Raw genomic sequence first — 11,266 nt, forward strand, 5'->3', positions numbered from 1 at the left:
TGGACGGCTAGCCTTTCGTCGTTTAGAAGAACGAGCGTTGTACTTTGTGCCAGAACGAGTTGTTTTTCAACTTGACCGTTTTGACGACTTGGTCAGAGAGCTCGATATCGATGCGATCCGTATACTTCAAGCTGAGCGCCTCGTTATCCATCCCGATGATCGGATAGTCGTTCCCGTCCTCGACGATACGAAGCGACAGTTTGCGAGAGTCATGGACGATGAACGAGGAACCGAGTGTCCGGTAACGGTTGTTGTTTACCGACGCGATCTCGCTCACTTGCATGCACGGAATGAGCGGATCGACGATTGCGCCGTCGAGCGACTTATTGTAAGCCGTCGATCCGGTCGGCGTCGACACGACCATGCCGTCACCGCGGAACGTCTCGAAGTGAAGGTTATCGATATATACCTCAATGGCGAGTGATTTGATAATACTCGACTTGATTGAGGCTTCGTTCAAACAAAGCATCGGTGTCGATTCATTGATCGACGCCGATAAAAGCGGATATTTCCGCACTTCAAGGCCGGCTTCGATGCGAGCACTGTTGTCCGAGAACAAGCGATCGACTTCGTCGAGCTTATGTATATCGAAGTCGCAATAAAACTCATTCAAGCCGCGCCCGAACCCGACGTAGATGGCATCTTGACGGAAGCCGGTGTAGCGGACGGCCTGCAGGAACGCGCCATCTCCCCCGATGGCGACGATGATGTTGGCGTCTTCCGGACGATTGACGACGTTGAAGCCGTGTTTCTCACCGATCTCGATTAGTTTCTTTACCTCTTTCGTAAAGTCGTTGACGTTACGATGGTACAAATAAACGTTGTTTCTCATCCATGTCATCCCCTTTGTCAATTGAGTCTCTTACATTATACAGCGTTTTAGACGCTCGATATAGGGAAAATCACAATCAGGCCGTCTGAGGCAGGAAGCTTGTCATCGAGACGGCACCATCGATATGATAAAGTAGTATAAATCAAACCAAAGGGGATGAAACGATGCCAACATTTAAAGGCAATACCGTTACACTGCAAGGGAATCCGGTCAAAGTCGGAGATGCCGCACCAGACTTTACAGCACTCACGACGGCACTTGAAGAGGTGACGCTCGCGTCATACCCAGGGAAAAAATTGATTAGTGTCGTCCCGTCGATCGATACAGGCGTCTGTGATGCACAAACGCGTGCGTTCAATGAAAAAGCGGCAACGCTCGGCGGGACCGTCTTGACCGTGTCGAACGATTTGCCGTTCGCCCAACGTCGCTGGTGTGCGGCCTCGGGACTCGATAACGTCATCATGTTGTCGGACCACCGCGACCAGTCATTCGCGAAGTCGTATGGCGTATTGATGGAAGAGCTCCGTCTCCTCGCGCGCTCGGTGTTTGTCATCGACTCGGAAGGCACGGTCCAGTACGTCGAGTACATGGATGAGATGACAGATGAGGTCGATTTCGATGCGGCGCTCGAAGCGTTTGACAAAGCAAACTGATTCACTTGGCGAAATGACCACGAATCGCTTACACTTATAGAAGTGAACCGACCGGCTCTCCATCAGAGGGCCGGTTTTGTATGGAAAGGATGATCGAAGATGGAACGATTTGAACAATTGTATCGTGATTGGAAGAAAGAAGCGAAGAAGCTGACGACCGACCTTGACTTGTTACCGCTCGAGGCGTTGATTGAAGTGTTTGAACGGGTCGATGTGGAACAAGAGAAGACGGATGACGTCCGTAAAGCGGTCAGTCTGCTCGTCCTCGAGGAGACGACGACGCTCCCGCCGAACCACCAACCGACACCGGACGCTGTCAGCCTGTTCATCGGCTACTTGGCGACGAAGCTCGTCAAAGACGGGGCAAGCGTGCTCGAACTCGGAAGCGGGACGGGCACACTCGTCCATGCCGTGTTGACGCAATTGAAAGATGCTACCGCTCAAGCTGTCGAAGTGGATGAGACGATGCTTCGTCTGTCTTACGCGATCAGCAACTTGCTCGGAAAACCGGTGTCGTATTTCCACCAAGACGCGCTCGCGCCGTTGTTCGTTGAACCGAGTGACTTGGCGCTCGTCGATTTGCCGATCGGATATTACCCGAACGATGAGGTGGCTTCTGGCTATGCCTTGAAGCGAGAAGAGGGTCACTCGTATTCCCACTTCTTGTTGATCGAACAAGCGATGCGCCATTTGAAACCGGGCGCGCATGGTATTTTCGTCATCCCGAACAATTTGTTTGAACAGGATGACGAAGGGAAATTAAAACAGTGGATGGACCGTGAGGCCGTCGTTAAAGGGGTTCTGCAACTACCGACGACGATGTTCAAAGATGAGCGATATGCGAAGAGCCTATTGATGTTACAAAAGCTCGGGGAAGGCGTCAAACGCCCGAAACAAGCGCTCCTCGTCGAGTTGCCATCGTTCACGGACGTCCGTGCAGTTGCCAATATTGTGAAACAGATTGATGATTGGTTTAAAACAACATAATTTTTATTGGGCAAAAGACTTGAAAAACATATGCCATATCAAGTATCTTCATTATGATACAGTTATCGGTTTTTAAGAGAACAGATAAAGACTCGTGTTTAAATCGAAAGGTAAGAGGTGTATGACATGACAAAAATTATGGCAGTCAATGCAGGTAGTTCGTCATTAAAGTTCCAACTTCTCGAAATGCCATCTGAGAAAATGCTCGCCGTCGGGCTCGTCGAGCGTGTCGGAAAAGAAGATGCGATCTTCACGATTAAATATGGTGAAGGACAAAAGTTCCATATCGTCACACCGCTTCATTCACATAAAGAAGCGGTCGAGCTCTCGCTCGAGAAATTGATTGACTTGGATATCATCCAGTCGTTCGATGAAATCGCAGGAGTCGGCCACCGTGTTCTTCACGGGAAAGAATTGTATGCGGATTCGGTCGTCATCGATGATGAAGTCATGAAGAACATCGAATCGTTCGTTGAGCTCGGACCACTCCACATCCCACCGAACTTGACAGGGATTCGCGCGTTCCAGGCGATTTTGCCGAACGTGCAACAAGTTGCTGTCTTCGATACGGCGTTCCACCAGTCAATGCCGGAAGAAAACTTCTTATACAGCCTTCCGTACGAGTACTACACGGAGCATGGCGTCCGTAAGTACGGTTTCCACGGAACGAGCCACAAGTACGTCACACAACGTGCGGCAGAACTTCTCGGTCGTCCGCTTGAAGACCTTCGCTTGATCTCGTGCCACCTTGGTAGCGGTGCGTCAATCGCAGCGGTTGCCGGCGGTCGTTCGATCGATACGACGATGGGCTTTACACCGCTTGAAGGAATCACGATGGGAACGCGCTCGGGATCACTTGACCCAGCCCTCATCCCGTTCTTGATGCAGAAGACAGGCAAGTCGGCTGAAGACGTATTGAACGTCATGAACAAAGAGTCAGGTGTCTACGGTCTCTCGGGTATCTCGAGTGACTTGCGTGATATCGAGCAAGCTGCTGCTGAAGGCAACCACCGTGCCGAAGTCTCGCTCAAAATCTTCTCGAACCGTATCCACGGCTATATCGGTCAGTATGCGGCAGAGATGAACGGTGTCGATGCGATCATCTTCACAGCTGGTGTCGGGGAAAACTCGGACGTCATTCGTGAGCGTATCCTTCGTGGCCTTGAGTTCATGGGTGTCTACTGGGATCCATCACTCAACAACGGAGCGCGCGGCAAAGAGTTGTTCATCAACTACCCGCACTCACCGGTCAAAGTCATCATCATCCCGACGAACGAAGAGTTGGTCATCGCACGCGATACTGTTCGCATCGCTAACCTCGTTGAGTCACACGTTTAAGTTAGTAAAACATCCGTCCCGCATTCTTGTGGGACGGATGTTTTTTTAGTGCTTTTGACACATAAAGCAAGATCATCGTGTGACAATGGGCTGAATGAATTGATCTCGTTTGTAACATTCGGCGTAAAAAAAGGTGCTTTCCGTAACAAACTAGATATATGAATCCCTTTAATTGGAAGTTAATATGACAAAAACGAAAGATTCTTGTTAAAACCGTCATCTACCTTTAAAAGATGGCGGTTTTGTAATCTAACCGTAACTTTCCTGACACTCAAATGAATTTTAGTTGTAAACGCACACTGTCATGTTTCGTCATATAGTTATCTGGACGAAACATTCAGTCATACATGCGATATGTGACAGTGAACACGGCACCACAGATTCGACACCATGAACATACAACTCACAAACCGACTAGGAGAGGACAAACCACATGCTCAAAAAAATTGGAACGGTCTTACTACTGACGGTCATGACACTCGCAATGCTCTTACCACAACAACAAGTAGAGGCGTCTTCAAAAGTTTACGCCCAAAGCCAGGTCAACGGATTGAATGTCCGCTCGGCAGCTTCACTGAACGGAAAAGTCATCGGCAAAATCAACAAAGGTCAAAAACTTCAGCGCACTGGCTCAAAAGGGTCTTGGACTCGCGTCAACTACAAAGGCAAGTCCGGTTGGATCGCTACTAAATACTTACGTACCGTGAAAGCATCGGTGACGAAGGCTAGTGTGAAAACATACAAGATGAACGCTTCGGCTTACACACCATATTGTAAAGGCTGTTCAGGCGTGACGGCATTAGGCTGGAACGTCCGGGCTCAAAAACGTAACGTTATCGCGGTCGATCCGCGCGTCATCCCGCTCGGTAAGAAAGTACAAGTGTACGTCGGCGGGAAGTTGATGGGCACATACACAGCGGCCGATACAGGCGGCGCCATCAAAGGCAACAAAATCGACATTTTGATGTACTCACAAAGTGCGGCCATTAACTTCGGCCGCAAGACGGTCACCGTCAAAGTCTTATAATCGGGCATACGAGAAGGGCCATCGCACATGCGATGGCCCTTTTTGTTAATCATGTTATTGGCGGACGATGAGGACGTCACACTTCGAATAGCGGACGATGCTTTCAGAGACGCTACCGATGAAGAAGCGTTCGACGGCGTTCAAACCGGTCGCTCCACAGATGATGAGGTCAATGTCATGATTCGGTGCGATTTTTTTAGCGATCGTCACTTTAGGAGAGCCATACTCGATGACCGTCTCGACTTCTTTGACACCACGTTCTTTCGCTCGGTTGACGTAATCCTCGAGCAACTCCTTCGCATACGTCTCAGCACGCTCGGTAATCGTCCGGTCATACGCTTCGACCGTGGCGAACGTCCGTGTATCGATGACGTGACCGATATACAGCTTGCCATCGTTTCGAAGGGCGACGTCGATTGCTGTTTCAAATGCACGCTCGGCCTCTTTCGAGCCGTCGACGGCAGATAGAATATGTTTGTAGACAATTGCCATGTAAATCCCAACCTTTCGCTTGAAATGTACGTGCGGCTTACATGTATAGTATACCACTTCTGCTTGAATTCACGCCCGGTTCTTTCAGAAACGTGTGAATTTTTCACAACTTTCTCATTCAACAGGTTGAAGTTTGGAAATGAGCAGACGGAACGGGTAAGATGATACAGAGGAGGGATGACGATGAAACACGTAGTCATCACGGCTGGTGCAAAAGGGATCGGCCGCATTGTGACAGAACGACTGTTAGAAGAAGGCTGGCACGTCAGTGTGCTGCAACGAAAGCCGATTGATTGGGACCACGAGCGGTTACATATGATCGAGGCGCCGTTGACGGACCGCAAGGCCGTCCTGAGTGCCTATGATGAAGCGGTGGCCAAGTTCGGAGATCCAGACGCACTCATTTTGAACGCGGGCCCCTATATCTTTGAGCGGAAATGTCTCGTCGACTTGTCCGACGAAGAATGGGACGAGGTCATCACGGGTAACTTGTCGGCCTCATTTTGGCTGATGCGCCGGGCGATCCCGAACATGCGGGCGAAACAGTTCGGCCGCATCATCACGTACGGTTTCCCAGAGAGTGCGACGGCCCCAGGCTGGATTCATCGATCGGCGTTCGCGGCAGCGAAAACGGGACTTGTCAGTTTGACGAAGTCGGTCGCGCTCGAGGAGGCTGCTCATGGGATCACGGCCAATATGATCAATCCGGGCAACATCGTCGGCGCACAAAAAGAGATGCGCATCGAAGCGGCCGAGCCGGATGATCAAACGCCGGTCGGCCGTCACGGGACGGGTGAGGATATCGCACGGATGATTCTGTTCTTGCTCGCGCGCGATTCCGATATGGTCACGGGCGCCGTCATCGATGTGACCGGCGGTGTGAACGTCGTTCATCAATACCGGAAATAAGGAGTGGGCTGCATGAAGTTAGCCATATTGACCGATATCCACGGCAACGTCCAAGCACTCGACGCTGTACTTGCCGAACTGGACCGCCAACGGATTGACCAAATATGGAGTTTGGGGGACATGATTGCGATGGGACCCGACTCGAACGAAGTGATGGCGCGCCTCCTCGACCGAGGTGTGCACATGATCACGGGCAATCATGATGAGGCCGTTTTGTCGCTCCTGGCTGGGAAGGGCCATCCGGACAGCTACGCGCATACCCGACCGCATCACGAGTGGGTGGCGCGCACGTTGACATCTGCCTATGCGGAGGCGCTCTTCAAGTTGCCGCGCACAATCGAACGTGTTGTCGACGGGACCCATGTGTACGGCATCCATTATCATATCCCGACCGAGAAGCGAAACGTGCCGATTACCAAGGAACCGTTCCACGACATCCTAGAGGCGACACTCCCGAACATGCAGGCGCTATACGGGACATATGAGACGGACGTCATCTGTTTCGGACATCATCATCCAACGCATATATTCCAGGATGAAACGAAACATTATTTTAATCCAGGAGCGCTCGGCGTCGCCCGGGACGATTTGGCCCGCTATGGTATCCTCGAGTGGGGGGAGGCGGGCATGACGATTCAACCACAAGCCGTGTCGTACGACAAACGCTCGTTCCTTGAAACGATGGAACGCCGTGACGTGCCACAACGAGACGTCATGCTACGTCTGTTTTATTGAGATGACAAAAGACCAGCCGTTTTTGGCTGGTCTTTTGTATAGGGTTCAATTGACTTCTTGCAGGTCTTTCGGGAAGCTCGTCAAGAGAATCGGACCGCTCTCGGTCATGACGATATCGTCCTCGATGCGGACACCACCGACGCCAGGAAGATAAATTCCTGGTTCGACGGTAAACGTCATCCCGACTTGGGCTGTCATATCGTTATTGGCGGCCATCGACGGGAACTCGTGTACTTCGATGCCGATGCCGTGGCCGACACGGTGCGTGAAGTATTCCCCGTACCCGGCCGTCGTGATGACTTGACGGGCCGCGATATCGATCGAGCCGAGCGTTGTCCCGACGTTCGCCATCTCGATCGCAGCTTCCTCGGCTTTGAGGACGGTTTCGTAAATCTCCCGTTGTTTCGTACTCGCCTCACCGTAGACGACGGTGCGGGTGATGTCCGAGGCATATCCTTGCCAAATGACACCGAGGTCGAACAAAGCGAAGTCGCCTTTTTTCAAGCGGTTGTTCCCAGGGACACCGTGTGGGTCGGCGCTATTCTCGCCGAACAAGACGAGCGTGTCGAACGACATTTCGCGGACACCTTGTTTCTTCATCGCATATTCAATCTCTGCGATGACCTCGAGTTCGGTCACGCCTTCACGCAATGCGCGAATCCCCGCTTCAATCGCCATATCAGCGAGTTCGGCGGCGCGCTTCATCAAGCGGACTTCGTCTGGAGACTTGATCATGCGAAGTGCTTGTAGTTCTTCCGTCAAATCGATGATTGACAATCCGGCGAACCCGGCGCGGAGCTGTTCGACGCGGTTGTACGTCAAATGCTCACCTTCTACCCCGATGCGCTCGGGGATGATCTGTTGGTCAAGGAACAGTTTGACGACTTTGTCCCATGGATTTTCATGATCCATATACGTGACGATGTCGCCATTCCACTCGCTCGCTTCGACGATTCCTTTTTCAAGTGCCGGACAAACGATCGCGGTCGTTCCGTTCTTCAAGACAAGGATTGCGATGAGCCGTTCGTGCGCTTCGGCATACACTCCTGAAAAGTAAAAGACCGATGCTTTTGATGTGACGAAAGCGGCGTCTAACCCTTTCGTGGCCAAAGATTGTGCAATATGGTTGGTTCGTTGATTCAACTCGTTTCCCTTCCTTCTCGTTCAGTGGCGTTCTATCTCATTATAACGTTTTCCAAAACGGAAAGGAAATGTCACCATTTCAGTAGTACAGTTTGAAGAAGTACGACTGATACAGTATACTGAGGATGACAGAAAATGTATTAAGGAAAGGGACTCGTGACATGACAACAAAACATGAACAGATCATAGCACATATCGAGTCGCTCGATGTCGGGTCCAAAATTTCGGTCCGCCAAATCGCAAAAGAGTTGGCGGTATCAGAAGGAACGGCATATCGGGCTATTAAAGAAGCGGAGAATTTAGGATTTGTGTCGACGATCGAACGGGTCGGGACCATCCGGATCAAACGCAAGCATAAAGAGAATATCGAAAAATTGACGTTCGCCGAAGTCGTCAATATCGTCGACGGACAAGTACTCGGCGGCCGAGACGGTCTCCATAAGACGCTCTCGAAGTTCGTTATCGGGGCGATGAAGCTCGAAGCGATGATGCGTTACATCGACGTCGACTCGCTCGTCATCATCGGGAACCGAGAGAAGGCGCATGAGCTCGTGCTCCAGTCCGGGGGTGCCGTGTTGATCACGGGGGGATTTGACACGACCGATGAAGTGAAACGGATGGCGGATAAATATCATATGCCTGTCATCTCGACGTCATACGATAGTTTTACCGTCGCGACGATGATCAACCGGGCCATCTATGACCGTCTGATCAAAAAAGAAATTTTGCTCGTATCGGACATCGTCATCCCGCTTCATGACACGTTTTATTTGAAAGTAGATGATACGGTCAAACGGTGGCATGAACTGAACGAACGGACGAAACATAACCGCTATCCTGTCATCGATGAGCAGATGAAAGTCGTCGGGGTCATCACGGCGAAAGACTTGATCGATCGTCCGCATGACACCGAAATCGAGAAAGTGATGACGAAAAGTCCAATCACCGTAGGCGTTCAGACAAGCGTCACCAATGCGGCCCACCAAATGGTTTGGGAAGGCATCGAGATGTTGCCGGTTGTCGACAACTATGGCCGCCTGCTCGGGATCATCAGCCGTCAAGACGTCTTGAAGGCGCTCCAACTCGCCAACCGCCAACCGCAAGTCGGTGAGACGTTCGACAATATGATCACGAATCAATTGAAAGAAGACCCGAACTCGAACGGGACGGCGTTCACCGTCGAGGTCGCGCCGCAAATGACGAGCCATATGGGGACGGCGTCGTCAGGTGTTTTGACGACACTGCTCGTCGAAGGGGCGACACGGAGTCTGCGTCATATGAAAAAAGGCGACCTCGTCGTCGAAAATATCACGGTCTATTTCATGAAACCCATTCAAATCGAGAGTCAAATCCGCGTTTCGGCCAACGTGTTCGATCTCGGCCGGAAGTTCGGAAAAGTCGACGTCGAGATGACGCAAGGCACACAACTCGTTGCCAAAGCGCTCGTCACGGCGCAATTGATTGACCGCTAACAAAAAAACGAGCTGATGCCATCATCAGCTCGTTTCTGTCTGTTCTTATGATTGTTTGATTGGCTCTTCGTTAGCGAGCGGATAGATTTTACGGTACCGGATAAATCCGACGACAGCGTTGCCGAGCCCTAGGACGAGCATGGCGATACTGACAATCCAGCCGATTGTCGAGCCGAGCCCGAGTCCGCCAATCATTTGGTTGATCGCGAAGAGTGCGAGGAACAAACTCAGCCAGATGAGCGCTTGGGTGTTAAAGAGCGCTTTCCGGTATGGTGTCTTCGTCAAATAGGCGCGTCGTTTTGAAACGAAGTAGGCGCCCAACGAAAACAAAATGAGTCCGATCATAATTAGTTGACCCAAGTGAAGAAACCCCTTTCAGACGTGTAATCTGTTATCATCATACCATAGAATAGTGTTCAAGAAAGCGAGGAATGGCTATGGCACATTGGCCAGAGGCAACAACGATATTGAAATTGATTGAAGCGGCGGACACGATTATGATTCACCGACACGTCCGTCCCGACCCGGATGCGCTAGGCAGTCAGCTCGGATTAAAACGGATGTTAGAGGTCGCCTATCCGGAGAAACGGATTTACGTCGTCGGCGGTATCGTCCGTGACTTAGAGTTTTTAGGTAAGATGGAGCACGTCGAACCGGACATGTATAAAGAAGCGCTCGTCATCGTACTCGACACGGCTAACCATGAGCGGATTGATGGACCGCATGCTTTGTCGGGCAAGACGGTCGTCAAGATCGACCACCATCCTGATGAAGACGCATATGCGGCGCATCAAATCGTCGACACGACGGTCAGTTCAACGTCGGAGATGGTCGCCGAACTTGCGGGGATGTGGGGCCTTGCTCTTGACGAAGCGTCCGCTTTCCTATTGTTTGCCGGAATCGTCGGTGACACGGGACGATTCCAGTTCCGCAATGCGACACCGCGCACGTTTGAAATCGCTGCCGCGTTGATTAAATACGGTATCGATACGAATCGGTTGTACCGTCAAATGTACAAGACGAACTTGGCGACGTTGCAGCTCCAAGGTTACGTACTTCAAAACGTTAACGTGACGGAGGCGGGTGTCGGCTATGTCAAAATCGATGCGGACGTCTTGCGTACGTTCCATGCGACACCGGAAGCAGCGTCTTTGCTCGTCAACAGTTTTTCAGGCCTCGAAGGACTGAAATGCTGGGTCATGTTCGTCGAGAACAAAGAAGAGATTCGGGTGCGGATCCGTTCAAAAGGACCGGTCATTAATGATGTGGCGAAGCGCTATCGGGGCGGCGGTCATCCGATGGCAGCCGGGGCCACAATCGATAAATGGGAAGAAATGGACGAGGTGATTGCGGCACTTGATGAAGTCGCGGCACCGTTCACGTTCGAAACAGAAGAGAGCTGACCCGTTGGTCAGCTCTCTTCAGGCTGTTGACGAACCCATTCGCTTTTGGCGAATGGGTTCGTCTTTTTTTGTGTTCAACGAGCTCGAGGCGCTCTGCCCGACATAAAATTGAATAAATGCTATGTAGACGGTCGTTTTCGGCCAACAGGTTGGCCAGTTTCTTCATATTTTGTGCGGTCGCTGCCACCAGGTTGGCGCGGTCCACCGCCTCTTTCCCCCGGTAGAACGTGAAGCGGAGACCGTGGAGCTCCTTCCCGTCGGCGAACGAGCGCTCC

12 protein-coding genes and 1 pseudogene are annotated in these 11,266 nt (G+C 51.4%); 8 read left to right on the forward strand and 5 right to left on the reverse strand.

Going from position 1 to position 11,266, the window contains the following annotated elements:
* Nucleotides 1–22: 22 nt before the first annotated feature.
* Nucleotides 23–841: an NAD kinase gene (locus EVJ33_RS11155; protein ID WP_201739703.1), complete on the reverse strand. Its 819-nt coding sequence runs from the start codon at nt 839–841 to the stop codon at nt 23–25.
* A 155-nt stretch (nt 842–996) separates the two neighbouring features.
* Between EVJ33_RS11155 and tpx the strand changes: the two genes are divergently transcribed.
* The 4 genes from tpx to EVJ33_RS11175 all read left to right on the forward strand — a co-directional run bounded on the left by tpx (nt 997) and on the right by EVJ33_RS11175 (nt 4,837).
* Entirely contained in the window at nt 997–1,485 is a 489-nt protein-coding gene (gene tpx / locus EVJ33_RS11160) for a thiol peroxidase (protein WP_131437146.1), read from the forward strand.
* Nucleotides 1,486–1,584: 99 nt separating this feature from the next.
* Nucleotides 1,585–2,472, forward strand: coding sequence for a class I SAM-dependent methyltransferase (locus EVJ33_RS11165; RefSeq protein WP_034778248.1), 888 nt, complete (start codon nt 1,585–1,587; stop codon nt 2,470–2,472).
* Between the two features lie 126 nt (nt 2,473–2,598).
* Complete coding sequence (locus EVJ33_RS11170; RefSeq protein ID WP_131437148.1) at nt 2,599–3,810, forward strand: acetate kinase; 1,212 nt, start codon at nt 2,599–2,601, stop codon at nt 3,808–3,810.
* Between the two features lie 433 nt (nt 3,811–4,243).
* Nucleotides 4,244–4,837 (forward strand): 3D domain-containing protein, encoded by a 594-nt coding sequence (locus EVJ33_RS11175; RefSeq protein WP_131437150.1) that lies wholly within the window; start codon nt 4,244–4,246, stop codon nt 4,835–4,837.
* A 54-nt stretch (nt 4,838–4,891) separates the two neighbouring features.
* On the opposite strand, the gene EVJ33_RS11180 is transcribed toward EVJ33_RS11175, so the two are convergent.
* Nucleotides 4,892–5,329: a universal stress protein gene (locus EVJ33_RS11180; RefSeq protein ID WP_021065608.1), complete on the reverse strand. Its 438-nt coding sequence runs from the start codon at nt 5,327–5,329 to the stop codon at nt 4,892–4,894.
* A 183-nt stretch (nt 5,330–5,512) separates the two neighbouring features.
* On the opposite strand from EVJ33_RS11180, the gene EVJ33_RS11185 reads away from it, so the two are divergent.
* Together EVJ33_RS11185 and EVJ33_RS11190 are read left to right on the forward strand one after the other, a co-directional pair.
* Nucleotides 5,513–6,238 (forward strand): SDR family oxidoreductase, encoded by a 726-nt coding sequence (locus EVJ33_RS11185; RefSeq protein ID WP_131437152.1) that lies wholly within the window; start codon nt 5,513–5,515, stop codon nt 6,236–6,238.
* Between the two features lie 12 nt (nt 6,239–6,250).
* Nucleotides 6,251–6,973, forward strand: a complete 723-nt coding sequence (locus EVJ33_RS11190) for a metallophosphoesterase family protein (RefSeq protein ID WP_131437154.1) — start codon at nt 6,251–6,253, stop codon at nt 6,971–6,973.
* A 45-nt stretch (nt 6,974–7,018) separates the two neighbouring features.
* On the opposite strand, the gene EVJ33_RS11195 is transcribed toward EVJ33_RS11190, so the two are convergent.
* Nucleotides 7,019–8,116 carry a M24 family metallopeptidase gene (locus tag EVJ33_RS11195; protein WP_131437156.1) on the reverse strand — a complete coding sequence of 366 codons (1,098 nt, stop codon included), beginning with the start codon at nt 8,114–8,116 and terminating at the stop codon, nt 7,019–7,021.
* A 161-nt stretch (nt 8,117–8,277) separates the two neighbouring features.
* On the opposite strand from EVJ33_RS11195, the gene EVJ33_RS11200 reads away from it, so the two are divergent.
* A complete protein-coding gene (locus EVJ33_RS11200; protein ID WP_034778238.1) occupies nt 8,278–9,588 on the forward strand; it encodes a DRTGG domain-containing protein in 1,311 nt (436 codons plus the stop codon).
* A gap of 45 nt (nt 9,589–9,633) precedes the next feature.
* On the opposite strand, the gene EVJ33_RS11205 is transcribed toward EVJ33_RS11200, so the two are convergent.
* The gene (locus EVJ33_RS11205) at nt 9,634–9,948 is read right to left on the reverse strand and encodes a YtpI family protein (RefSeq protein ID WP_236634605.1); all 315 of its coding nucleotides are present in this window, start codon (nt 9,946–9,948) and stop codon (nt 9,634–9,636) included.
* A 77-nt stretch (nt 9,949–10,025) separates the two neighbouring features.
* Here EVJ33_RS11205 and EVJ33_RS11210 point away from each other — a divergent pair, with 77 nt between their 5' ends.
* Nucleotides 10,026–10,991 (forward strand): DHH family phosphoesterase, encoded by a 966-nt coding sequence (locus tag EVJ33_RS11210; RefSeq protein ID WP_131437158.1) that lies wholly within the window; start codon nt 10,026–10,028, stop codon nt 10,989–10,991.
* Nucleotides 10,992–11,136: 145 nt separating this feature from the next.
* Here EVJ33_RS11210 and EVJ33_RS15645 read toward each other — a convergent pair.
* Nucleotides 11,137–11,266 (reverse strand): annotated as a pseudogene (locus tag EVJ33_RS15645) (transposase); the annotation flags it as partial.

It is taken from the genome of Exiguobacterium sp. SL-10 (genome assembly GCF_004337025.1).
Classification (GTDB): domain Bacteria; phylum Bacillota; class Bacilli; order Exiguobacteriales; family Exiguobacteriaceae; genus Exiguobacterium.